We start from the raw sequence: 23,448 nt of genomic DNA on the forward strand, positions 1-23,448 counted from the left end.
TATGAACACCACCCCTCAAGGGAATGAGCAGCATTCCAGCCACATCCCGGCCCTGGCCACCCTGATCAACCTGGGCTGGACGTTTCTGCCGGCCACGGAGTGTCAGGCCCTTCGGGGCAGCCAGCGGGAAGTGGTCATGAAGCCGGTGCTGGAGCGGGTGTTGCGCCAGCGCAAGTTCGAGTTCAAGGGACAGTGGTACCCGTTGTCCGATCAGGCGGTGGATCAGGTGATCCGGGAAATCACGACACCTTCCATGGCCCAGGGCCTGATGGACGCCAACCAGTCCGTGTACGACATGCTGACCCTCGGTGTGACGGTCACCGAGTTCATCGGCGGCAAGAAGGCCCAACCCACGATCCATCTGATCGACTGGGAGAATCTGGACAACAACGAGTTCCATGTCACCGAAGAGATGGAAGTGCTGTCCACTCAGGGTACCCACACCCGCCGGCCGGATGTGGTGGCGTTCGTCAACGGCATCCCCCTGGCGGTGATCGAGGCCAAGAAGGCGGCCTCCGGCAACCCCAACAAGAACATGGTTGAAGAAGGCATCAGCCAGCACCTCCGAAACCAGAAGAACGACGAGGTTCCGTACCTCTACGCCTTCGCCCAGCTGCTGTTTGCAATCAGCCGCAACGACGGGCGGTACGGTACCACGCACACTCCGCTGAAGTTCTGGTCAAAGTGGACGGACGAGGAGTTCGATGACCGGTACGTGCAGGACATCAAGAACCGCACGTTGTCCGTGTCCGACAAGGACGCGCTGTTCCAAGATAAACCCCCGAAAATCCGGGCCTACTTCGAGCAGCTCTGGTCACAGTCCGTCATGCCCACGGAACAGGATCGCCTTCTGGTTGGCCTTCTCGACCGACAACGGTTTCTGGAGTTTCTGCGGTTCTTCATCCTGTTCGATCGCAAGGTCGGGAAGATCGCGGCCCGGTATCCGCAGGCCTTCGGGATTAAAGCGCTTCTGGAGCGCATCTCCGACTTCAAACCCAGCGGCGAGCGCAAAGGCGGCGTATTGTGGCACACCACCGGCTCCGGCAAGTCGTTCACCATGGTCTATCTGTGCAGGGCCCTACTGCTCAGTGAAGCCCTGAAGAACTGTCGGATCATCGTGGTCACCGACCGGGTGGATCTGGAGAAACAGCTGTCCAAGACCTTCCTGACGGGCGGGGCCTTTGGTTCCGACATCGCCGGCAAGAAAAGCGGCGACTCGCTGGCCAAGACCCGCTCCGGACGCGATCTGGCCAAGCGCATCGGCCAGGGCAACGAGCGAATCATCTTCACCATCATCAACAAGTTCGCCTCGGCCGCCAAGCAGCCGGAGTGCTACAACCCGTCCAACAACATCATCGTCATTGTCGACGAAGGACACCGGAGCCAGGGCGGCGAGAACCATCAACGGATGCGCCAGGCGCTGCCCAATGCCTCGTTCATCGCCTTCACCGGCACCCCGCTGCTGAAGAACGAGAAAAGCGAAACCGCCGAGAAGTTCGGGGCCATCATTCACACCTACACCATGAAGCGGGCGGTCGAAGACGGCACCATCACGCCACTGCTGTACGAGGAGCGTAAGCCCCTGCTGGATGTGAACCAGCAAGCCGTCGATACCTGGTTCGAGAAAGTCACTGCGTCCTTGTCGGACGACCAGAAGGCGGATCTCAAGCGCAAGTACGCCAAACAGGGCCAGATCTACACCGCCCAGGATCGCATCAAGCTCAACGCCTTCGACATCGGCGTGCATTTCAGCGAAAACTTCAAGAAGGCCGGATTGGAACTCAAGGGCCAGCTGGCCACCGACAGCAAACTGAGCGCCATTCGCTACAAGCAGCACCTCGACAGCTGGGGCCAGGTCACCAGTGCCATCGTGATTTCCCCACCGGACACCCGTGAAGGCCATACCGACGCGGACGAATCCAATCTTCCGCTGGTGCAGGAATGGTGGAAGAAAAACGTCACTGGGGATGCTCAGGACTATGAGAAACACATCATCGAGGACTTCGGCACCGATGGGCCGCCGGACATCCTGATTGTTGTAGACAAACTCCTGACCGGCTTCGATGAACCCCGTAATGCAGTGCTCTACATCGACAAGCAGCTCAAGGGCCACAACCTGATCCAGGCCATTGCCCGGGTGAACCGGCTGCATCCCCAGAAGCCCTTCGGCTATCTCATCGACTACCGGGGCATCCTCAAAGAGCTGGATACCGCCATCAGCGACTACCAGAACTATGAGGATCAGACCCAGGGCGGCTTTGCCATCGACGACATCGAGGGCCTGTATTCCAACGTGGACACCGAGTACAAAAAGCTCCCAGCCCTGCACGACAAGCTCTGGAGCTTTTTCGGTGAGGTGCGCAACGCCCTGGATCAGGAGCAGTACCGGCAGATCTTCATGCCGAAGTACGAGACGGACGAGGACGGCGTAGAAGTCGATACCCGACAAGCCCTGCGAGAGGATTTCTACGAAGCCCTGACCGAGTTCGGCATGTGCCTGAAGACCGCGCTCTCGACTCAGAGCTTCTTCGAGGACAAGGCCTTCACCGAGACCGACATTCGCCGGTACAAGTCCGATCTCAAGTGGTTCTCCGATCTGCGCAAGGTCATCCGTCTGGATGCTCAGGAAACCGTGGATTACTCCGAGTATGAAGGCCAGATTCGGGATCTGATCGACCGCTACGTGATCGGCGTGAGCGTCACCCCCGGTGAAGACCCGGCCCTGATCGCGTCCGTGGAAGACAAACCGGAAGACTGGTCAGAGGAAAAGACCAAGAACGAAACCGACAAGATTAAAACCCGTACCAAGAAGACCATCGAGGAAAAGCTCGGCGACGATCCCTACGCCAAGAAAGTATTCTCCGCTATGCTGAAGGAAGCGATCCAGAAAGCGGAGTCCATGTTCGACTACAAGGCCCAGTTCAAGCTGTTCAGCGACCTGGAAGCCATGGTGGAAGAACGGGAAGTACCGAACCTTCCGGTAGACCGGTTCGAGGGCAACAAGCACGCCCAGGCTTACTATGGCGCGTTCAAGCTGGTGTTGGGCGACGCGTTCGCCGCACTGGAAGCCGAAAAGGGCGAACAGCTGATTCAGGAGGCCTTCGAGATCGACAAAGTGGTGAACCGGGCCGTGGCTGAGAACTCCCTGAACCCCGTGGGCATTGAGCAGGATGTCCGTAAAAACCTGCTACCCCGGCTGTTTGGGCTGATCGGTCTGGACAAGGCCAAAGCCATGCTCGATGAGGTGGTGCAGATTCTTCTTAACGGAGTGGCCCGGTGATGACCTCCGTAGACTCCCGTCAGGACGAACAACCATTGGAATACATGGCCCGGTACGGCGACCGGGAGTTCCGGTACCACCTGTGCTACGTGCCCGAACACAAGAAAGCCACCATACGGGTGCATGTGCATCCCAATGGCATGGTGCAGGTAGATGCCCCCGAGTCGGCTCAACTGCCGGCCATCAAATCCGCCGTCCAGCGCCGGGCACGCTGGATCTTCAAACATCTGGACGACATCGCCGAGCGCTATCGGGATGTCCGGCCGCGACAATGGGTGAGTGGCGAGAGTGTTCTGTACCTGGGCCGGCGGTACGTCCTGAAAGTTATCGAATCTCCAGAGCAACGCAAGGTCACCTGCAAACTGATCGGCGGCCAGCTCCGGGTGCAGGGAAAAGACCTGACCTCGGATCGGATTCAGAAAGCCGTGCGCCAGTGGTACCGGGATCGCGCACTGGACGTGTTCCAACGACGGCTCGACCTGATGGTTGAAAGTCTGCCTTGGACAACGACGGCACCAGCCTGGCGTATCATGGAGATGCAGACCCAGTGGGGGAGCTGTTCACCGGAAGGGGCCATCTTGCTGAACCCGCACCTGATCAAAGCCCCCACGCGAGCCATTGACTATGTGATTCTTCATGAGTCTTGCCATTTAGTTGAGCACAATCATAGTCCCAGGTTTTACGGACTTCTCGATCGGTTCATGCCAGAGTGGCGGTCGGTGAAGGAACAGCTCGATGGCAAAGCGGAGCTATTATTGAAAGGGTCAGAAGCCTAAACGCTCATGCAGCATCAATCTATCTACAAAGACGGCTGGGATATAAACCTTGAGATTGGGATCTAAATTACGAATAACGGCAGCGACTTCACACATGCTACGGCGGCATTTCACCAAGTTCAGCCGAGGAAAGACTTAAGATGCTGTCTGATATTAATTTGACCATCAAACCTCGTTCAGTGGAATAGCCTAATGAAAAACGTTCTTTTATTTTCTGCCACTTTACTTATTGGCCTCGGTGTATTGCCTTCCCTTTCAGCCGGAGAGCCAGGTGAAAGACCGTTTCAAGAGAGGTTAGAGGCGATGGTCTCTGAAGCGGACCAGCTTTACGAGCAAGGGAAAAAAGATGCCGCGAAGACCGGGTACCTGTTGGCATCTTACATGGGGAGCCCGGAAGCCCATTTTAATTTAGCCTATCGATACATCGTGGACGACAGGGAATACCACTTAGAACAAGCGGCTATTCAGGGGCACGAGAAGGCTCTACGCCTTTATTTAGACCACACATTTTACAGGGCGGGCAGTATTCGTCAGGCAAACCCGCACAAGGCTGCTGCAGTCTATGCAAGAGCCATATCAGAGAATTCAGATATTACCTTCAAGTACCTAGATCCAAAAACTTCTCTCTTATATGCCTCCGAGCTCGCAATAAGGGATAAAGAAGCGTTTTTTACCAAGTATCGCGTTGAGGATGAGGACGGCAAATACCCTTTTTATGATGTTTGGGAGTTGGCGGAAAAAGCATCACGCCCCAGTGAAGTATTTGGGCAGCCTAATCCTGAGCTAGTGTTTTGGCTAATCACTCACGGTGGAGTGGTTCCATCTGAAATGGATACGGCTGTAAAAGTCTACTACCAGCGATGGAAGACCGGGGGGGCGATTGAGTTCAATCTATGTGAATTTGTCACAAGTGGCATTGGCGCAACACACTGCGCCACGAGAAATGAGGAAATAAGGGAGAAAGAGAGAAATACGGATATTGATTCATTGATGAGCAAGCTGGACCCAGTGCAAGCTTCATTACTCCAAATGGCATATCAAGAGATGGCAGAGTTCGTCACGTTGAAAGCTCAAGGTGAAGAAATGCATGGTGGGACAGCCTTTTCCGCAACAATAGCTTGGTCAATAGATGAACAAAAGCAGGAATTTATAAACCTTGTTTCTAACATAATTAACCGTCGGACTCCTCAATACAGCTTCGACCTTCATGCAGAAGACGCAAAACTAAATGAAGAATATGGTATTTTATTATCTCTGATAGAGGCAAACCCTGACCTAGATATGGGACTCAATTCGACAATGGTTTCATTATCGGATTTTCGTAACACACAGCGCCAATGGATTAAGTATCGAGACGCTATGGAGCAATTCTTTCACTCTGCTACGGGAAAAAGCACTAAAAAAATTAGAGGTTTCTTGACCCATAAACGCAATGAGGATCTGATATCATTAAAAAATTACATTTCTAGTAATCTTAGATAAGAGTATTATTAAAATGTTACGTATTAAACTGGCCGTGAGTTTCTTACTCCTTACAATTTCCATTCCGTCTGAGGGAAAACTCAATTTAGGACAAGGTTCGCTCACATGCACGAGCATAGAAAAAAACGTCGATCGCCTGATTTGCTATGACCAGGCCCATGGCTACAAAAAAGAAAAAGTAAATGCACTAGGTCATTGGAAATTTGTATCCAAAATAGACCCACTGGATGATACAGTTCAGGCCTCAATTTACGTTCGATCCGAATATAGCCCTTATGATCCACGTAATCAGATGCTCAGAGAGTCTGGACATGATACCTTTTTCATCAGATGTACCAACGAGTTGTTAGAGATATTCATAGACTGGGGAGGCGACTATAAGGGCCAGTCTCTGAAAATTACTGAGCCTGCCGTAACCTTTCGAATTGGTTCCGAAAATGCGAAATCGAGCATTTGGTTGCCGTCGGAGAAAAGAGGGGCAACTTTTTATCCGTTAGACTCCCATGACTTCCTCGAATCACTAAGCGATAGTCACAAACTCGCCGCTAGAATACAAGACTCGAATAAAAGAATCATAACTGCGGTATTTAATCTTTCCGGTATAGATATTGCGCTAGAACGATTGAATCCAAAGTGCATTGACGATGGACTAGCAGATTATACGCCAGCAGAGAGAAAACTTATCCGGAGAGCCCTGTCCGAGGATCGGAAGCAGTAAACACGGGAGTATCATACTTTCGCTGTGGTGTCAGCGAGGTTTTCGAAAAATCTACGTGTGACAGCGCCCGATCACAACCAGAATATTGTCTCATCGCAACTGAAGATAGTCTGCTCTGTACAACTGACGTCGCGACCTTTAGTGGGGAAACTCTGGCCGGATACGTGAACAACACCCGATCTGGTCAAACTAGTTCATCATCTTCACGTAGATGTATTAATTTAAGGTAATTTTGGCAACCTTATTTTTGTCAGCATTTAAATTTTAGGTTTTAAAAGATAAATTCCTGATAAACCATTCACCAACTATCTCGGTACTGGCCTTTGATCTTTAAATCGACCCAGCGTTTTAGAAGTAGCGCCCGCTGTTTCACCATTGGAGTGATTGCATCCTCTGCTCTTCCAGCTCTCATTGCAACAAACATTGTTCCGTCCATGTCTTCATAGAGCCAGTCAAGAAAAGCACTATTAATTTCTATAGTTCGGTCTCGATTCTGGATCCACAGCCGCTGAGACTGCAGGAGTAATACGTTCTCTTCAGGAGAACATAAAATTTTAAGCTTTTGGTAGTAGTCATTTAACTCACGATCCCAAATTTTATATCCAACAAAGCATGGAACCGTCTTGGTATTTATGAATGTGTTATCGATACATGACTGCACATAATCATCGATATACGACTGAAACTCATTAACGGTATCAAATTCCTCAAGTCTTGAAAACTCATCAACCTCTTTAGTTTGAAACTCACTCAACCCCATATCTTCATTGCTTTTTAAATCGGAAGCCGACGCAATCCCAGATATTAGTCCATGAAAAATAAAAACAAGGAAAAACCTAGACATATTGTTAAAAAAACCACTTGAACATTATCATTGCCTCCTGGATTATTACAACTGAAAGCATAGGCTACATCGAAGAATGCGCAAGCCAACTACGTCCAATCATTCCCCTTGCAAAAGGACTATATATAAATCCCTAAAAATACCGATAATACGCATATTGTAAACCACAAAGGATGAGCCTAAGCTCCTCTAAGATTGATTGGCCGAGGCAAAGATTTGTTCAAATTAGTTCTTGAAACACCAAAATGCTCTGCCACTTCCGTCTTTGTAATTCTGGGGCTAATAAGCTTTTTTCGTGTCGGTATCGGACATTGCTGGTTTCCGGCCGCCCTTTCGGCCCCTAGGAGTCTGCGCGGCAGAAGTGTTTTGAGCAAGTGCCTCCGCCGCGCCGAATCACGGTTGTGCCCGAGAGTATAGGCGCAGTATCCAACCGGATAGAGTCACGATTTTCTGTCTAGGCAATCAAGACGGTTATAGGCAAGTTCACAACCGTAGCCCGACCACTCAGCACGGCCCAGCACGCCGCCTCAGATCGCCTATGTCAGCCTCATCAGCGAACTCATCCGCCTGAGGTTAAGCGACAGGCAGACCAGATCCCATTCGCCTTGCACGGCATTAAGCCCCCTCAGGCTGAACTGCCGGAAGCCCAGAATATGCTTGATCCAGCCATTAACCGCCTCAACCAGATACTTGCGCCGGGCGTAAACCGATCGCCCCGTCGCGGTGGCCAGCTTCTCGGCCATCCGTGACGTGGCGGGATAACCGCTCGCGTCTATCTCTGCGCTCTTTTTCCCTTCCCGACGCAGCGAGACATAACCGTCGATCCTTTTGTCCTCCAGGGACTGTAAGTCGTCTTCTTTACGGTAACCGGCATCGGCCAGGCATTGTTGCGGATAGGTTTTCAGGATGTCTTTCACGTCATCCAGTAGCGGTATCAGGCGACCCTGATCACTGGCATTGCTGCCCAGATGATTAGCGACAATCAGTTGGAATTCACCATCCACGGCCAACTGGCCGTTGTAGCATTGCTGGAACCCATCCGCCGTTTTCATAATCCGGCTTTGCGGGTCGGTAAAGTTGCTTTGATCTTTGTCGTCCGGCACCCCGTAATCTCGCTTGAAGTTCCGGCCACCGCGGGGTGGGCGGCGATCATCGTCCGGGTGCCGGCCTTTGGCTGTATCCCGCGCTTTCTGATCCGCTTCCAATTTCTCCTTGGCAGCGCGGATCTTGTCCAGTCGCGCCTGTCGGTACTGCAACTCCTCAGGTAGCTCATCACCCCGCTGATCCGGGCCGAACTGCCGATCTTCCGACTCATCCGTTCGACGGGCCTGACGACATAGCCCATCGATCTCTTTCGATAAACGATCTTCTTCCTCGCCCATGCGGCCATAGCTCATGGCCTTGTGCTTACTGGCATTAGCCCGAATCTTTGTGCCATCAATCGCCAGTGTTCCCAGCGTGATCAGCTCCGCCTCCCGGGCAATCCGTACGACTTGAATGAAGATGGCCTTGAAGGCGACCAGATGGTGTTTGCGGAAATCACAGATCGTGCGGTGCTTGGGAAAATTACCCGCAGCCAGAACCCGAAAGGCGACGTCTTCCTCCAACTTCCGGGCAATCTTGCGTGAGGAGAATACGCCGGTGGCGTAGGCGTAAATAAGAACCTTCAGCATCATCCGCGGATCGAACGGCGAGTTACGCCGACCGTTGCCTTCGTAGCGGGCGTAAAACGCACTCAAATCCAGCTCCTCGACAACATCACTGACAAAATAGGCCAGGTGGCCATCAGGCAGCCACTCGTTCAGGCTTGGGGGAAGGAGCAATTCCTGGTCGGGCGAGTACGGGCGGAAAGTGGTTCCCATCAGACGTCCTGTTGCCGAAAAATTTTCGGTTTATTATGCCAGAAACGAGCTTCTGCCGCGCAGACTCCTAGCCCGGGTTGACCTGTCCCGAATCAGGTCGCGTTCAAACTCAGCCAGGGACCCGAAGATTTGAACACTAAGCTCCCACCTGAACTGGTCGTGTCGATGGATTCGGTCAGGGATTTGAAGCCTACCCCACGCTCGTGAAGCTCCTCAACTAGAACAACCAGGTCTTTTAGTGAGCGAGCGAGACGATCCAGCTTCCAGACGACCAGGACATCGCCCTTTCTGAGCATCTCAGGCGCTGCGACAACTCGGGTAGCTCACGTTGATATCCTGTGAACTTTTCCTGGAAGATCTGCTCAGCCCCAGCCTTCTCCAAAGCATCTACCTGGAGTTCTGGGTTCTGGTCACTCGTGCTTACCCGTGCATAACCTATGATCATCAAACGAACCTTTTCTGGACATAGATTGTTGTACGGGATTTATGGACACTAAACAAGGCAAATCTGACCACTTTCTATGGGTCGGCGAGAGTGTCCAACAAACGACCGATTACTGAACCTCCAATTTGAATCACGCACATGTCACCGCAACGATTGCGAATATAAAATAAATTATTAGGGCTCTCAATGAGCATCAGCCAGACTGTTGTTAACAGTTCGATTAGATCTTTGGGGAGGTCGGATAGCCCGAATCCCAGCTACATTTATAGACAGAATATTTTGAAGCTCGGGAAAACCATTAACCTGGCCCCCGCAGACCTGCCCAAAGAGGGTGGACGCTTCGACCTGCCCATCGCCCTTGGCATCCTCGCCGCTTCCGGGCAGATTCCCGCCGAAAGTCTCAAAGACCTCGAGTTCATTGGCGAGTTGTCCCTGGATGGCGCATTACGGCCCCTGAAAGGCGTATTGCCGGCGGTACTGGCGGCAAGAGGCGCCGGTCGCGCGCTGTTGCTTCCCCAAGACAATGCTGAAGAGGCCGCGCTGGCCAGCGATGATGACGTGTTTGCCGCCAGCCACATACTGACCGTCTGTGAGCATTTGTCTGGTCGCGCCCGGATATCCCCGGTAGCTCGAGCCCAGCCAGAAGCCGGGCCCCGGGACGAGGGGCTGGACCTCGCGGACGTCCGGGGCCAGCAGGTTCCCCGACGGGCCCTGGAAGTGGCGGCTGCCGGCGGGCACAATCTTCTGCTGTTTGGCCCGCCAGGCACCGGCAAAAGCATGCTGGCCAGCCGGCTGCCCGGCATACTGCCAGCCCTGGACGACGCCGCGGCCATGGAGGTGGCCAGTGTGCATTCGGTCGCCGGCCTTCCCCTCAAGCCCGGTGGTTGGCGGCAGGCTCCATTCCGCTCCCCGCACCATACCGCTTCGGCGGTGGCGCTGGTGGGAGGTGGTAGCAGCCCAAGGCCCGGAGAAATCTCCCTGGCCCATCGAGGCGTACTGTTTCTTGACGAGTTGCCAGAGTTCCAGCGCCGCGTGTTGGAGGTATTGCGGGAACCTATGGAAACCGGTGAAATTTCCATCAGTCGGGCTGCACGGCAGGTCACTTTTCCTGCCCGATTCCAGGTGGTTGCTGCTATGAACCCTTGCCCGTGCGGCTACAGTGGGCATCCGACCATGGAGTGTCAGTGTACGCCGCAGCAGGTCATGCGCTATCGCTCCCGGATATCCGGGCCGTTGCTGGACCGGTTTGACCTGCACGTTGAAGTGCCGGTGCAGGCCGGGGGCGTGTTGTTGGGGGCGGGTGAAACCGGAGAGTCCAGCGCCAGCGTCCGGGAACGGGTGTTACGGGCCCGGGCCAGGCAGTCAGAACGGGGCGTGCTCAATGCGGCCCTTGCTGGCAAGGCGTTGCACGAGGCCAGCCATCTGAATGCGGAGAGCGAGAAACTGCTGTCCGGAGCCATGGAGAAACTGGGGTTGTCTGCGCGGGCGTTGCACCGAATTCTGCGAGTGGCCCGCACCCTGGCGGACCTGGATGACCAGCCAGCGGTAACCCGAAACTATCTGATGGAAGCGCTCGGCTACCGGCAACTGGACCGTCAACAGGGGCAAAGCTCGGTTGTCTCCGCTTGAGGCGGCCTACTCTGGTAAACTGGCGGGTAACGTTCCCTAAATCAGATCCGCATTGACGGTTGAGGACCACAGATGACTGACCAGCATGAGACGCACGATGCCTCCGGCGACAACCCGATCACCACCCGCCGCGGTGTTCGCAGTTTTGTCTTGCGCCAGGGCCGGATGACCGAGGGTCAGAAAAAAGCCTATGAACGCAGCTGGCCCAAGTACGGCCTGAGCCGCGACAACGGCATGATCGACCCGAGGGAAGTGTTTGGCCGGGACAACATGCTGAATCTGGAGATTGGGTTTGGCATGGGGAAATCCCTGGCGGATATGGCGGAAGCGGCCCCCGAGCAGGACTTTATCGGTGTGGAAGTGCACTTGCCCGGTGTTGGAGCCTTGCTCAAAGAGGTGGAGGATCGCGGACTTGAGAACGTGCGCGTTTACAATATCGACGCCAATGACGTCATCGACTTGTGCTTACCAGATGCCAGCCTGGACCGTGTGATGGTGTTCTTTCCGGACCCCTGGCACAAGAAAAAGCACCACAAACGTCGCCTGATCCAGCACGACTTTGTTCAGAGGATTCGTCACAAACTCCGCGTTGGTGGCATTCTGCACCTGGCGACGGACTGGGAAAACTACGCCGGGCACATGCTGGAAGTGATGAACGATTCGGAAGGGTTCGCCAATACTCAGGAGCAGGGTGGCTACTCACCGCGCCCGGATGACCGTCCGATCACCAAATTCGAAAAGCGTGGTGAAAATCTTGGCCACGGAGTCTGGGATTTGTTGTTCTATCGCACCAATTGAGGCGGGACAGTGTCAGGAGTGGCTCAGCGGATGCCGGCGGGCAGCCCGGATGATGACAAGTCCGGCCACTCCGAGCAGCAGCCCGGTGAATTTGATCAACGCGAGGATAGTGGCGGTCATGCTCATGGAGTCTGTGGGCGGGCTCAGGTTGTTCAGCAGTACAATGTTTTCCGCCACGTCACTCAGCCCTGCCGTGATAAACAGCGCGCGCACCCAGCGTGCGACCTTGCGCTCCCGGATGCCGGGCCTGTCCCGGGTGAAGTGTCTGGTCAACTGCAACAGCGCGGCCAGGTAAGCCACGATAAACAGAAAGTCTACCCACAATGACGCTTTTGCCCAGATCAAGCCGTTCTCGCGCCAGCTGCGGATGATGGCGTAGGCCTGGTCTGCCGTGCCTGCCAGTTGGAAGCTGACAATGCCCTGAGGGGCAGAACCGGTCTTCAGGGGTTGGTTGATGGCCATCAGAACCAGAAACAGCGCCACCGCCACCACGATGGATACCTTCATGGGCGGTTTCATCGGGCGAGGCCCGGATGGCACGGTGTGCTGAGCTGAATTCATCAGAGGAAGTGCTCCAGCAGGCTATTCAGGTAACGCTGTCCTTGCTCGGTCGCCTGCAGGCGATCGGGGGTCAGCAGATGTTGTTTGCGTAATTGCTCAAGTTGTACCGCAACTGACGACAAGGGTAAACCTGTACGTTCTAAGTACAGTTGCTCGGAGGTGCCCCGTTTCAGGCGTAACGCGTTCATCATGAACTCCAGTGGCCGATCCTCCGGTTCCAGGTCTTCGCTGCCGGAGGTGCGGGAGCCGATCCTTTGCAGGTAGGCGTCTGGTTGCCGGGTTTTCCAGTATCGCAGAACTCTGCCGTCAGCCAGGCTGACTTTGCCATGCCCGCCAGCACCCAGCGCCAGGTAATCACCAAACGTCCAATAATTCAGGTTATGCCTACTTGCCCGGCCGGGCAAACTCCAGGCCGATATCTCATAGTCGTCGAAGCCCGCTGACCGAAGATGAGCGGTTCCTTGCCGATAAATCTCCCAGAGCCGGTCGTCGTCTGGCAACGCCGGTGGCCGCGAGAAAAATTCGGTGTTCGGCTCAATGGTAAGCTGATACCAGGACAAGTGGGTTGGCCCGTGGGCCAGGGCGGCCTGCAGGTCGTTCACTGCCTGTTCCGGAGTTTGCCCCGGCAGGCCGTGCATCAGATCGATGTTGAAATTGTCGAACCCGGCAGTCTGGGCGGATTCGATGGCCCGGTGGGCCATGGCTTGATCGTGGATACGGCCGAGGGCTTGCAGGTGTTCCGGGTGAAAACTTTGCACGCCGATGGACAGCCGGTTAATGCCGGCCTCGCGGAAACTCTCGAAGCGACCTGCTTCCAGCGTGCCGGGGTTGGCTTCCAGGGTGATTTCCGCATCGCTCGAAAAAGGCAGGCGTTGGCGGAGCCCGTCGAACAGCTGTTCGTAGAAGGCGCCGCTCATCAGGGAAGGAGTACCGCCGCCGATAAAGACGGTTTCGATAGGGCGCCCCTGGATATAGAACAGGTCCTGATCCAGATCCTCCAGAATGGCGTTCAGATAGGCCGTTTCCGGAATTTCCCCCTTGACGGCATGTGAATTGAAGTCACAGTAGGGGCATTTGCGCACGCACCAGGGCACGTGGATGTACAGGCTCAGTGGCGGGCAGACCGCAACCGGGGTGGCGGTCATGGGTTTACCGCTCCGCCTGGAGTTGTTCCAGCAGGCTGGCCAGGGCCCGGCCCCGATGGCTGATCTTGCCTTTCTGTGCCCGGGTCAGTTCTGCGGCGCTGCAGTTGAACTCCGGCGCCAGGAATACAGGGTCATAACCGAAGCCGCCGTCACCCCGGGGCTCGGTCAGGATCTGCCCGGGCCAGCGGCCATGGCAAATGATCGGCGTGGGGTCGTCGGCATGTCGAAGATACACCAGAACACAATGGAACTGGGCACTGCGTTGTGCGGCGGGAACGTCGTTCAAGGCATCCAGAAGTGCCGCCACGTTGTCGGCGTCGGAAGCGGCGTCGCCGGCGTACCGCGCCGAGCGCACGCCGGGCTCGCCATTGAGGGCATCCACGGCCAGGCCGCTGTCGTCTGCCAGGGCCGGCAGCCCGGTTTCCCGGGCGGCATGGCGGGCTTTGAGGATGGCGTTTTCAACGAAGGTGACCGCCGGTTCTTCGGCCTCGCTCACGCCAAGTTCGCCCTGGGCAACCGGCTGCAACCCCAAGGGGCTGAGCAGTTCTGTCAGTTCGGCAATCTTGCCTTTGTTATTGCTGGCGATGATAAATTTCTGGCTCATGGTGTCAGTCATTGAACAGGGTATGGGAGAAACGAACTGGCAGATCCCGGTTGTGGCCAGTGGGCCGGGCCGTGATGTTGAACGTCATCAGGTCGCCGGAACGGTACTGGTACTGGGCGATGAAATAGACTGCATCACCCTCCTGAATACGACGGAAGGCCAGGAAATTCACCTGCTGGATGTCATTGGTAACCTGGCCCTGTACCTGCCCGCCAACCGGCCGGATCTGGCCATGCTCACCTTCGGTCATAATGGAAATGTTGATGATGCCAATGCCCCGGCTGCGTTGCAGGTTGTTGGCCCTGGCGACTTCCGGGTCAAGGAAGGTGCTTGGGAAAACGCTCCAGTGCACCTGATAGTCACCGAAGTCTTCCTGGCCGGCCTGCGCCTGAGCGAATAACAGCAGTCCCAGGGTCAGGGTCAGTAGGCGAGTGATCGAACGAGTCATCATCATGGGTTCTCCCGCGTGATTCGATAGATGGCAATTTCCCCCAACAGGTTCGGCCAGAGCCTGGCCAGCCAGCTGTTCTGATGCTGACCGTCTACCACCCGGCGGCTCTTGATGCGAATGCCTTTCTGACGGCACAAGGCTTCAAAATCCTTGAAGGTGCATAGCCGTATGTTGGGGGTGTTATACCATTTATACGGTAGTGCGTCGGATTCGGGCATACGGCCACTCAGAGCCAGTCCCCAGCGCAGGCGCCAATGGGCAAAGTTGGGGAAGGTGACGATGCCCTCTCGGCCGACCCGGAGCATCTCTTCGATCACTTTGTCCGGTCGCCGCACCGCTTGCAGGGCCTGGGTCATCAGAACCACGTCGAACATGCCGTCGTCAAAATTGTCCAGCCCCTGGGTGTCCAGGTTCTGCTCGATCACGCTCACCCCTTTCGCCATACAGGTGGTGATGTGGTCCGGGTTGATCTCCAGGCCAAACCCCGTGGCGCCTCGCTCCCGCTGAAGAAAGTCCAGCAGGGTGCCATTGCCGCAACCCAGGTCCAGTACGTGATGCCCTGGCTGGACCCATTGCTGGATGATGTCCAGGTCTGGTCTCATGCGCCCACCTCCCGTGCCACCCGGTCCATATAAGCGGTGAAAATATCGGTGTACCTGGGGGTTGGAATCAGGAACGCGTCGTGGCCCCAGGGGGCATCGATTTCGGCGTAACTGACCTTCTTGCGGGCAGAGATCATGGCGTTCACCATCTCTTCGGAGCGTTCGGGCGAAAAGCGCCAGTCGGTGCTGAACGACAGCACCAGGTACTCGCAGCTTGCCGGTGCCAGAGCCTTGGCTAGATCCCCGCCGGCGGCATAGGCCGGATCGAAGTAGTCCAGGGCCCGGGTCATCAACAGGTAGGTGTTGGCATCAAAGCTTTCTGAGAAACGCTCGCCCTGGTAACGAAGGTAACTTTCTACCTGGAACTCGGCGTCGAACCCGAACTTGTAAGCCTCTTCCCGTAACTCCCGGCCGAATTTCTCACCCATGGAGGCGTCGGACAGGTAGGTGATGTGGCCGACCATACGGGCGAGCATCAGGCCGCGACGTGGCACCGCACCAAAATCGTAGTATCGGCCGTCGTGGAACTCCCGGTCGGAGGTAATGGCCTGACGAGCCACTTCATTGAAGGCGATATTTTGTGCACTGAGTCGGGGCGTGGAGGCAATCACCACAGAGTGACGCAACCGTTCCGGGTAATCCAGGCTCCACTGCAACGCCTGCATGCCGCCGAGCGAGCCGCCGACCACCGCGGCCCACTGTTCAATGCCCAGGTGGTCAGCCAGGTAGGCTTGGCTTTTTACCCAGTCGGCAACGGTAATCACCGGAAAATCCGGGCCGAAGGGTTTGCCCGTTACCGGATTGTTGGAATTGGGGCCGGTGCTGCCGTGGCAGCCTCCCAGATTGTTCAGGCTGACCACAAAAAAACGATTGGTATCGATGGGCTTGCCTGGGCCGATGCAGCTGTCCCACCAGCCAGGCTTCTTGTCTTCCATGCTGTGATAGCCCGCGGCATGGTGATGGCCGCTGAGTGCATGGCAAATCAGCACTGCGTTGCTGGCGTCCGGATTCAGGGTGCCGTAGGTCTCCACCACCAGGTTGTAACTGTCCAGGGTCTGGCCGCACGCCAGTTCGATCGGCGTGTCAAAGCGAATGGTTTGGGGGCTTACAAGGCCCACGGAGTCCGAGGGCAGGGAATCAGGCATGGCGGTGATGAGTTCCTGGTCCGGTCCACAAGTGTCTGGCCATTGGCCTTGAAGTGTTCAGAAAAGCGCGACAGCATCGCAGTTTAAAGGCGGGTGGGGGTTGCTGCAACCGGCGCGTGGCTGTGGCGCCGTTTTCGGGGCCCGCGCGATGTTCGAGCGGGCCCCGGTCTTTCAGATGGCGCCTGAGATATTGACGACTTTCTGCTGAATCATGGTAGGGGCCGGTTTGCGGATTTGCCGCATCATGGCGTCGGCCAGTTCCAGCTGTTTACGCAGGTCGGCAATGGCATTATCCAGGCGCTGGCGCTCCGCGCGGCTGTCCCGGTCGCTGCGGACCATGTCGCGCAGGCGGCGGATCTGGTGCTCCAACAGCTGTTTCTGCTCCATGGAATACTGCATGATCGGCAGCAGGGCTTCCTGGGGCCAGCGTTCGACATCCTTACGCACCCGGCCGTGAAGGGTGCGAGCTTCGCCCACCATGACGTTGAAGAAGCGGCGCACCAGCAGGGACTGTTCGGTCAGCAGGTTTTTCGGGCTGATGCGAAAGCGCTTGGCTTTCTTGCGCAGTTCACGAATGGCGATGACATGGCGGCCCGCCCGCAGCGGGATGGGCTCCAGGTGCCTGGCCCGGGTGTCTTCGTTATAACGGCGATAGATGGCTCCGACCATTTTCTCTGCCAGCCGGCCTTCGGCCAGCAGGTTGGTCAGGTCGCTTTCCAACAGTTCAAAGAAATGGTCCATGGCCCGGTTCATGCCGGCCGTCGTCCAGCTCTTGGACATCGTGTGACGAACCTTGGCGGCGCGATTTTCAAAACGATCCTCGGCGACCAGGTTCTTCAGCATCTCTCCCTGGGAATCCATGAGCCGGCGGGAGGAACGCAGGGTGATCAGCTTTTTGTAGTAGAAGTCATAGTCTTTCTGCGCGCGCTCTGCTAGCCGGCTGAGGGCGGCCTTGTCCATTGTGGCGCCGGCACAGGCCTGGCGTTCTTCTTCCAGTGATTCAAGCCGGTATTGCATGGCCGCCTGACTGTTTTGAAGCATGCCCAGAAGATCGTTGATCAGGTTCTGGGTAATCAACTGCTCCTTGTGCATCAGGATGCGCTGAATGATCAGTTGCTCGAGCTGGCCGATGTTGGAGCGCCCGAACAGCTCGTTGTCTTTGCGTACCCGGGCCAGCAGTCCCTGTTTTGCCGAAAGCGGGATCACGTCTTGCTGGCGTATGCTCAGATGTTCCGCAGTATAGGTGCGTACCCGCTCAATGGCATCGGCGGTGTGTTGCTCACCCTGCAGGTCGTCCCACAGCACATCAATTTTGTTCAGCACGGCAAACCGGCCGGCCCTGTGGTCGGCGTGTTCGGTATCGATATGGTCCTTCCAGATGGTCATATCGCTGGCGGTTACGCCGGTGTCCGCACTTAACACAAAAATGACCGCGTGGGCGCGGGGCAGCATACTGATGGTCAGCTCAGGCTCGGAGCCCAGTGCATTGAGCCCCGGCGTGTCGAGGATGCGAAGACCACGCTCGAACAGCGGGTGGCGAATGCTGATCTGGGCGTTGCGCCAGGCAGGCACCAGTACATTGCCGGGGTTGTTGCGATCGTGTTCCAGCATGGCTTCGTCAAAGCCCAACTGGCGCGCTTCGTCAGGGGTCACGCTTTTGATGCGGGCAACCTCGGCCAGCACTTCGCGCATGACTTCCGGGTTGCGCTCGTCCAGCTCGTGCTTTACCCAGCGCTCAGGCTGCTTGCGCAGTTGCTGCAGGGAAAGTTCGCCGGTCCGGGTCTCGATGGGCAGGAGCAGCAGGTAGTTCTGGTTGGCGCTGCGATCAAAGAACAGCTCCGTGGGGCACATGGTGGTGCGGCCTGCCTGGGACGGCAGCATGCGCTGACCGTACTCCGAAAAAAACAGGGCATTGATCAGCTCGGTTTTGCCGCGGGAGTACTCGCCCACAAAGGCGATGGTCAGCTCATCTTCAATGAGCAGTTCCAGGCCATGGCGAATTCGGGTGCTGACGTCTTCCGAGAACAGATTGTTATCTTGCAGCCAGAGCCGGTACCGGCCAATCTGCCGTATCAGCTCTTTCTTCCAGTTGTGGTATGCCTCAACCTGCTGCGACAGAGTTCCCTGCTGATTCATTGGATAATCCTTCTGCGCGACTTCCGAGATTAAATGACGTTAATAGTAGCCTTTTTAGTCAGTTGGGTGGGGTGCGCCAGTCGGCATTTTTTACGGCAGGTCGGGAACTGATGCAAAAAAGGCTTCAGAATCATGTTGTTGACGCTGAAGCCTTCGGTGTTTCGAAATAGATAAAACTGTAACTGAATGTATATCTGTGAGGCAGGTTACATTCCAAGGCCGATGGAGCCGAGGCCCGCGGCGATCTTCATATGGTCAATCACCACAGAGATGACGTTCAGTATCAGGAACACAATGATTGGTGACAGATCCAACCCGCCCATGGAAGGCATGACGCTACGCACCGGTCGCATGACCGGTTCGGTAATCTGCGCGACCAGCTGGATAGCCGGGTGGCTGCTTTGCGGGGCAATCCAACTGACCACCACCACGGCAATCACTGACCAGAAGTAGATTTTGACAATCAGGCTGAGCACATTCAAAACGGCCCAGACGAGCAGGGTAATCGGATTGATGCCGGGAATCCCGCCGTTCAGGGCCACCAGGATCAGGAGGAAGGTAATGGCCTGGATAATGACAGCAAGTACCAGCGCTGCCCCATCAATGCCGCCCCAGCCTGGAATGAAACGGCGCAGCGGGCGTAGCGGCGGATTGGTGGCCTTTACCACAAACTGGGAAATCGGGTTATAGAAGTCGGCCCGGGCCAGCTGTAGCAGGAAGCGCAGCAGTACGATGGTCATGTAGAAGGTGGACGCGATCAGCAGGATCGTAATCACAATATCTGCCAGCATGTAGCTGTGTCTCCGTTAACGGTTACTGTTTATCTGCCAGTTCTTTGGACATTTCCCGGGAGCGATCAAACGCCGCGCCATAGGCCTTTTTCACAAGTTGCCGCAGGCCGCCGTCCTCAAAGGTATTCACGGCACGCTCGGTGGTGCCGCCGGGGGACATGACGTTGCGTTTGAGCTGCGCTGGGTCATCGTCGCTGCGGGCCGCCATTTCGGCCGCGCCCGCCATGGTCTGAATAGCGAGTGCCCGAGCGGTTTCAGGTGCGATGCCGGCTTCGGTGGCGGCGCCTTCCAGAGCTTCAAGCATCAAGAAGAAATACGCCGGGCCGCTTCCGGATAGCGCGGTAACGCCGTGCAACTGGTCTTCGTCGTCCACCCACAGCGCTGAGCCGATGCTTTCGAACATCGACTGTACCGATGTCTTCTGTGCGTCTTTGACCTGTGCGTTGGCAAACAGCCCGGCGGCACCCTTGCCAACCAGCGACGGTGTGTTGGGCATCACGCGAACCAGCGGCATGCCGCCGCCAAGCCAGTTGTCCAGAGTCTCAGCGGTCAGGCCTGCGGCGATGGAAACCATCAGCGGGCGGGTGTTCTGCACCACCGGGGCGATGTCGTGGCAGACATCCGCCATCACCTGGGGCTTAACTGCCAACACCACAATATCCGCCTGTTGGGCGCAGTACCGGTTGTCCGTGGTAACGCTGACACCAAAACGCTTCCGGATGGATTGCAGGTGGCCATCGTCAGGGGCGCTTACCCAGATATTACCGGCCTGGTAGCCGTTCTCCAGCATGCCGCCGATGATGGCGCTGGCCATGTTGCCGGCACCTATAAAAGAAATCGTGGGTGATGTGCTCAAGGGTCACTCCAGGGCTTTGGTCAGTTAATTCGTTGAATGCGATGATAGCAGGAACCAGCGGTTTCAGCTCTGGCTGTGTTTGGATGGCCTTGCCCCAAATAGAGCGGTACCTACGCGAACCCAGGTTGCGCCCTCTGCGATGGCGATCTCGAGATCATCCGACATACCCATAGACAGTGTGTCCATCGGGCCCGCCTCAGGAGACCCCCGTTTAAGCTCCCGCAGGGTATTGGCCAGCTTGCGAAAACTCATCCGCAGATCTGCCTCGGACTGGTCTGGATCGGGAATCGCCATAAGCCCTCGCAATTTTACGTTAGGCAAATCGCCGATCTCATCCACCAGTTCGGGCAGTTCGGACAGGGTGCAGCCGGATTTGCTGTCCTCGTCATTGATGTTGACCTGCAGGCACAGATTCAATGGTGGTAAACCGGGAGGTCTCTGCTCGCTCAGGCGGCGGGCAATCTTCAGCCGGTCAACGCTGTGCACCCAGGCGAACATCTCCGCAATTTGCCGGGTTTTGTTGGACTGGATGGGGCCAATAAAGTGCCACTCAATCTGATCGAGATCCTTCAGGGCTTCAATCTTGTCCAGCGCCTCCTGAAGGTAGTTTTCACCAAAGGCAACCTGGCCGGCATTGGCAGCGACCCGGAGTTCGTCTGGCTGGCGTGTCTTGCTGACTGCCAACAGGCGCACACTGCCGGGGTCCCGGCCTGCCTTCAATGTTGCTTTTTGTATGCGTCGGGTTACGCTCCCGATGTTGTCTGCTATGCTGCTCATAGTGTGAGTTTGCCGCTTCTGGACTAAAAGAAAAAGCCCTCCGAGGAATCCTATGGATATTACTGAACTGCTTGCCTTTTCGGCGAAACAGGGCGCATCGGATTTGCACCTGTCTGCCGGTCTGCCCCCCATGATCCGTGTCGACGGCGACGTGCGCCGCATCAACCTTCCCCCGATGGAGCACAAAGAAGTGCACGGGTTGATCTACGACATCATGAACGACAAGCAGCGTAAGGATTACGAAGAGTTCCTGGAAACCGACTTCTCGTTCGAGGTGCCGGGTGTGGCCCGTTTCCGGGTAAACGCCTTCAACCAGAACCGTGGCGCCGGCGCTGTATTCCGGACCATCCCCTCGAAGGTTCTGACCATGGAAGATCTGGGCATGGGCCAGGTTTTCAAGGACGTGTCTTCGGTTCCCCGTGGTTTGGTACTGGTTACCGGGCCGACAGGTTCCGGTAAGTCGACTACGTTGGCGGCGATGATCGATTACATCAACGATACCCGCTACGAGCATGTGCTGACCATCGAAGACCCCATCGAATTCGTACACGACTCGAAAAAGTGCCTGGTCAACCAGCGGGAAGTGCACCGGGATACCCTGGGCTTTAACGAAGCCCTGCGTTCCGCCTTGCGGGAAGACCCGGACATCATCCTGGTAGGTGAGCTCCGGGACCTGGAAACCATCCGTCTGGCTCTGACCGCCGCCGAAACCGGCCACTTGGTGTTCGGCACCCTGCACACCACCTCCGCTGCGAAGACCATCGACCGGGTGGTTGACGTGTTCCCGGCCGAGGAAAAGTCCATGGTGCGATCCATGTTGTCGGAATCCCTGCAGGCGGTTATCTCCCAGACCCTGATGAAGAAGATGGGCGGCGGCCGTATTGCCGCCCACGAGATAATGATTGGCACCTCGGCCATCCGTAACCTGATTCGTGAAGACAAGATTGCCCAGATGTACTCGTCTATCCAGACGGGTGGTTCCCTGGGCATGCAGACGCTGGATCAGTGCCTGGAGCGCCTGTTGCAGAAGGGTCTTATTTCCCGTGAAGCAGCGCGGGCCAAGGCCAAGATGCCTGATAACTTTTAACTTCGGGCTCCTTGCTTCCACCTTTGGGGAGGGAGCGAGGCGGGCGGCCTTCCCGGGACACGCTGTAAATACGTCCCTGTAAGCTTGACTGCAGCATCCATGCTGCAGACAGTCCCGGGAAGGCCGCCCGCCCCGCTCCTCGAACACTGTTCGGGGAGTCAACGTGGTGAGAACAAAACGGTATAGGTAGACAAATGGAATTCGAAAAACTGTTACGGCTGATGGTGGAAAAAGGCGGTTCGGACCTGTTTATTACAGCGGGTGTGCCGCCGAGCATGAAGGTAAACGGGAAAGTGCTCCCGGTCACCAAGAACGCGCTGACGCCGGAGCAGACGAGGGAGTTTGTCTACGGCGCCATGAACGACAAACAGCGCGCCGAATTCGAAGAGACCCACGAATGTAACTTCGCCATCAGTGCCCGGGGCATTGGCCGTTTCCGGGTGTCAGCGTTCTTCCAGCGCAACCTGTGCGGCATGGTATTGCGACGGATTGAAGTGAAAATTCCCCAGATTGACGACCTGGCGCTGCCCGAGATCGTCAAAGATCTGGCCATGACCAAGCGTGGCCTGATCATGTTTGTGGGCGCCACCGGTACCGGTAAGTCCACCTCCCTGGCCGCCATGCTCGGCCACCGTAACCGCAACAGCCGCGGCCACATCATCTCCATCGAAGACCCGATTGAATTCGTGCACCAGCACCAGGGTTGCATCGTCACCCAGCGGGAAGTGGGTATCGACACCGAAAGCTTCGAGGTGGCCCTGAAAAACACTCTGCGACAGGCGCCGGACGTTATCCTGATTGGTGAGGTGCGTACCCGCCAGACCATGGAGTATTCGGTACAGTTCGCAGAAACCGGCCACCTGTGTCTGGCCACCCTGCACGCCAACAACGCCAACCAGGCCCTGGACCGGATCATCCAGTTCTTCCCGCCGGAACAGCACAACCAGATCTGGATGGACCTCTCCCTGAACCTCCGCGCCATCGTGGCTCAGCAATTGGTGCCGACGCCGGATGGCAAAGGCCGCAAGGCCGTAATCGAAGTGTTGATCAACACGCCGCTGGTGGCGGACCTGATTCGGAAAGCCGAAGTGCACAAACTCAAAGAGTTGATGGCCAAGTCCAACGAATCCGGCATGCAGACGTTTGACCAGGCGTTGTACCGGCTGTACGCCGAAGGCTCCATCACCTATGAAGACGCTTTGGCCCACGCGGATTCCGCGAACGACCTGCGCCTGATGATCAAGCTCGGTGCCGATGCCCAGGGTGCCGACAAGCTGTCATCTTCGGTCGACAAGCTCACCATTCAGGACGATTGATCGAAACCGAACAGCGATCCTCCTTCCAGGCGGCTCTGTCCGGGGCCGCCTTAATACCAAAGTCGTACTTTGTTAGTGCCTGCAACCAGTAGTTTTGGCATTTGAGGCCATTGTGCTGCCCTGCGTATACTCCGCGCGCGACT

The 23,448-nt window shown here is 56.4% G+C and carries 20 protein-coding genes and 1 pseudogene; 8 read left to right on the forward strand and 13 right to left on the reverse strand.

The window, feature by feature from the left end; translation table 11 throughout:
• The first annotated feature begins 1 nt into the window (after position 1).
• From RVM24_RS19280 to RVM24_RS19295, 4 genes are all read left to right on the forward strand, one after another.
• Positions 2-3,280, forward strand: a complete 3,279-nt coding sequence (locus tag RVM24_RS19280; RefSeq protein ID WP_431474615.1) for a type I restriction endonuclease subunit R — start codon at positions 2-4, stop codon at positions 3,278-3,280.
• Positions 3,280-4,056, forward strand: coding sequence for a M48 family metallopeptidase (locus RVM24_RS19285; protein ID WP_431474616.1), 777 nt, complete (start codon positions 3,280-3,282; stop codon positions 4,054-4,056). The genes RVM24_RS19280 and RVM24_RS19285 overlap by 1 nt, the downstream gene beginning before the upstream one ends.
• Before the next feature lie 192 nt (positions 4,057-4,248).
• Positions 4,249-5,538, forward strand: coding sequence for a hypothetical protein (locus RVM24_RS19290; RefSeq protein ID WP_431474617.1), 1,290 nt, complete (start codon positions 4,249-4,251; stop codon positions 5,536-5,538).
• 13 nt (positions 5,539-5,551) lie between these two features.
• Positions 5,552-6,256, forward strand: coding sequence for a hypothetical protein (locus RVM24_RS19295; RefSeq protein ID WP_431474618.1), 705 nt, complete (start codon positions 5,552-5,554; stop codon positions 6,254-6,256).
• 298 nt (positions 6,257-6,554) lie between these two features.
• Here the strand turns inward: RVM24_RS19295 and RVM24_RS19300 are convergent, their stop codons facing one another.
• The 3 genes and pseudogenes from RVM24_RS19300 to RVM24_RS19310 all read right to left on the reverse strand — a co-directional run bounded on the left by RVM24_RS19300 (position 6,555) and on the right by RVM24_RS19310 (position 9,407).
• The gene (locus RVM24_RS19300) at positions 6,555-7,100 is read right to left on the reverse strand and encodes a lysozyme inhibitor LprI family protein (RefSeq protein WP_431474619.1); all 546 of its coding nucleotides are present in this window, start codon (positions 7,098-7,100) and stop codon (positions 6,555-6,557) included.
• Positions 7,101-7,636: 536 nt separating this feature from the next.
• A complete protein-coding gene (locus RVM24_RS19305; RefSeq protein WP_230716015.1) occupies positions 7,637-8,962 on the reverse strand; it encodes an IS1182 family transposase in 1,326 nt (441 codons plus the stop codon).
• Positions 8,963-9,054: 92 nt separating this feature from the next.
• Positions 9,055-9,407 (reverse strand): annotated as a pseudogene (locus tag RVM24_RS19310) (recombinase family protein).
• Between the two features lie 279 nt (positions 9,408-9,686).
• Here RVM24_RS19310 and RVM24_RS19315 point away from each other — a divergent pair.
• Both RVM24_RS19315 and trmB read left to right on the forward strand, forming a co-directional pair.
• Positions 9,687-11,036 (forward strand): YifB family Mg chelatase-like AAA ATPase, encoded by a 1,350-nt coding sequence (locus RVM24_RS19315; protein ID WP_431474620.1) that lies wholly within the window; start codon positions 9,687-9,689, stop codon positions 11,034-11,036.
• A 72-nt stretch (positions 11,037-11,108) separates the two neighbouring features.
• A complete protein-coding gene (gene trmB, locus RVM24_RS19320; protein WP_431474621.1) occupies positions 11,109-11,834 on the forward strand; it encodes a tRNA (guanosine(46)-N7)-methyltransferase TrmB in 726 nt (241 codons plus the stop codon).
• 12 nt (positions 11,835-11,846) lie between these two features.
• On the opposite strand, the gene RVM24_RS19325 is transcribed toward trmB, so the two are convergent.
• From RVM24_RS19325 to RVM24_RS19370, 10 genes are all read right to left on the reverse strand, one after another.
• Complete coding sequence (locus RVM24_RS19325) at positions 11,847-12,395, reverse strand: hypothetical protein (protein ID WP_061332552.1); 549 nt, start codon at positions 12,393-12,395, stop codon at positions 11,847-11,849.
• Entirely contained in the window at positions 12,395-13,540 is a 1,146-nt protein-coding gene (gene hemW / locus RVM24_RS19330) for a radical SAM family heme chaperone HemW (RefSeq protein ID WP_431474622.1), read from the reverse strand. The genes RVM24_RS19325 and hemW overlap by 1 nt, the downstream gene beginning before the upstream one ends.
• A 4-nt stretch (positions 13,541-13,544) precedes the next feature.
• Positions 13,545-14,144, reverse strand: coding sequence for an RdgB/HAM1 family non-canonical purine NTP pyrophosphatase (gene rdgB / locus RVM24_RS19335; protein WP_431474623.1), 600 nt, complete (start codon positions 14,142-14,144; stop codon positions 13,545-13,547).
• Between the two features lie 4 nt (positions 14,145-14,148).
• Positions 14,149-14,595 carry a DUF4426 domain-containing protein gene (locus RVM24_RS19340; protein ID WP_061332593.1) on the reverse strand — a complete coding sequence of 149 codons (447 nt, stop codon included), beginning with the start codon at positions 14,593-14,595 and terminating at the stop codon, positions 14,149-14,151.
• Positions 14,595-15,197: a methionine biosynthesis protein MetW gene (metW, locus tag RVM24_RS19345; RefSeq protein ID WP_106694447.1), complete on the reverse strand. Its 603-nt coding sequence runs from the start codon at positions 15,195-15,197 to the stop codon at positions 14,595-14,597. The genes RVM24_RS19340 and metW overlap by 1 nt, the downstream gene beginning before the upstream one ends.
• Positions 15,194-16,342, reverse strand: a complete 1,149-nt coding sequence (metX, locus tag RVM24_RS19350; RefSeq protein WP_431474624.1) for a homoserine O-succinyltransferase MetX — start codon at positions 16,340-16,342, stop codon at positions 15,194-15,196. Before metX ends, metW begins: the two co-directional genes overlap by 4 nt.
• A 171-nt stretch (positions 16,343-16,513) precedes the next feature.
• Complete coding sequence (locus tag RVM24_RS19355) at positions 16,514-18,478, reverse strand: dynamin family protein (RefSeq protein WP_431474625.1); 1,965 nt, start codon at positions 18,476-18,478, stop codon at positions 16,514-16,516.
• Between the two features lie 206 nt (positions 18,479-18,684).
• Positions 18,685-19,269 carry a YggT family protein gene (locus RVM24_RS19360; protein WP_431474626.1) on the reverse strand — a complete coding sequence of 195 codons (585 nt, stop codon included), beginning with the start codon at positions 19,267-19,269 and terminating at the stop codon, positions 18,685-18,687.
• A gap of 22 nt (positions 19,270-19,291) precedes the next feature.
• Positions 19,292-20,125, reverse strand: a complete 834-nt coding sequence (gene proC, locus RVM24_RS19365) for a pyrroline-5-carboxylate reductase (RefSeq protein ID WP_286253545.1) — start codon at positions 20,123-20,125, stop codon at positions 19,292-19,294.
• A gap of 63 nt (positions 20,126-20,188) precedes the next feature.
• Positions 20,189-20,902, reverse strand: coding sequence for a YggS family pyridoxal phosphate-dependent enzyme (locus RVM24_RS19370; RefSeq protein ID WP_431474627.1), 714 nt, complete (start codon positions 20,900-20,902; stop codon positions 20,189-20,191).
• A gap of 52 nt (positions 20,903-20,954) precedes the next feature.
• Between RVM24_RS19370 and RVM24_RS19375 the strand changes: the two genes are divergently transcribed.
• A complete protein-coding gene (locus RVM24_RS19375; RefSeq protein ID WP_008174189.1) occupies positions 20,955-21,989 on the forward strand; it encodes a type IV pilus twitching motility protein PilT in 1,035 nt (344 codons plus the stop codon).
• Between the two features lie 194 nt (positions 21,990-22,183).
• The gene (locus RVM24_RS19380; protein ID WP_061332594.1) at positions 22,184-23,305 is read left to right on the forward strand and encodes a PilT/PilU family type 4a pilus ATPase; all 1,122 of its coding nucleotides are present in this window, start codon (positions 22,184-22,186) and stop codon (positions 23,303-23,305) included.
• The last annotated feature ends 143 nt before the right edge of the window (positions 23,306-23,448 follow it).

The organism is Marinobacter sp. KM021 (assembly GCF_050707965.1).
Taxonomy (GTDB): domain Bacteria; phylum Pseudomonadota; class Gammaproteobacteria; order Pseudomonadales; family Oleiphilaceae; genus Marinobacter; species Marinobacter shengliensis.

Coding starts and splice junctions, on each gene's coding strand:
- RVM24_RS19380 (WP_061332594.1), top strand. CDS start 22,184: ATGGAATTCGAAAAACTGTTACGGCTGATGGTGGAAAAAGGCGGTTCG.
- RVM24_RS19325 (WP_061332552.1), bottom strand. CDS start 12,395: ATGAATTCAGCTCAGCACACCGTGCCATCCGGGCCTCGCCCGATGAAA.
- rdgB (WP_431474623.1), bottom strand. CDS start 14,144: ATGAGCCAGAAATTTATCATCGCCAGCAATAACAAAGGCAAGATTGCC.
- RVM24_RS19280 (WP_431474615.1), top strand. CDS start 2: ATGAACACCACCCCTCAAGGGAATGAGCAGCATTCCAGCCACATCCCG.
- metW (WP_106694447.1), bottom strand. CDS start 15,197: ATGAGACCAGACCTGGACATCATCCAGCAATGGGTCCAGCCAGGGCAT.
- RVM24_RS19360 (WP_431474626.1), bottom strand. CDS start 19,269: ATGCTGGCAGATATTGTGATTACGATCCTGCTGATCGCGTCCACCTTC.
- hemW (WP_431474622.1), bottom strand. CDS start 13,540: ATGACCGCCACCCCGGTTGCGGTCTGCCCGCCACTGAGCCTGTACATC.
- RVM24_RS19370 (WP_431474627.1), bottom strand. CDS start 20,902: ATGAGCAGCATAGCAGACAACATCGGGAGCGTAACCCGACGCATACAA.
- RVM24_RS19285 (WP_431474616.1), top strand. CDS start 3,280: ATGACCTCCGTAGACTCCCGTCAGGACGAACAACCATTGGAATACATG.
- RVM24_RS19305 (WP_230716015.1), bottom strand. CDS start 8,962: ATGGGAACCACTTTCCGCCCGTACTCGCCCGACCAGGAATTGCTCCTT.
- trmB (WP_431474621.1), top strand. CDS start 11,109: ATGACTGACCAGCATGAGACGCACGATGCCTCCGGCGACAACCCGATC.
- RVM24_RS19290 (WP_431474617.1), top strand. CDS start 4,249: ATGAAAAACGTTCTTTTATTTTCTGCCACTTTACTTATTGGCCTCGGT.
- RVM24_RS19340 (WP_061332593.1), bottom strand. CDS start 14,595: ATGATGACTCGTTCGATCACTCGCCTACTGACCCTGACCCTGGGACTG.
- RVM24_RS19355 (WP_431474625.1), bottom strand. CDS start 18,478: ATGAATCAGCAGGGAACTCTGTCGCAGCAGGTTGAGGCATACCACAAC.
- metX (WP_431474624.1), bottom strand. CDS start 16,342: ATGCCTGATTCCCTGCCCTCGGACTCCGTGGGCCTTGTAAGCCCCCAA.
- RVM24_RS19295 (WP_431474618.1), top strand. CDS start 5,552: ATGTTACGTATTAAACTGGCCGTGAGTTTCTTACTCCTTACAATTTCC.
- RVM24_RS19300 (WP_431474619.1), bottom strand. CDS start 7,100: ATGTCTAGGTTTTTCCTTGTTTTTATTTTTCATGGACTAATATCTGGG.
- RVM24_RS19375 (WP_008174189.1), top strand. CDS start 20,955: ATGGATATTACTGAACTGCTTGCCTTTTCGGCGAAACAGGGCGCATCG.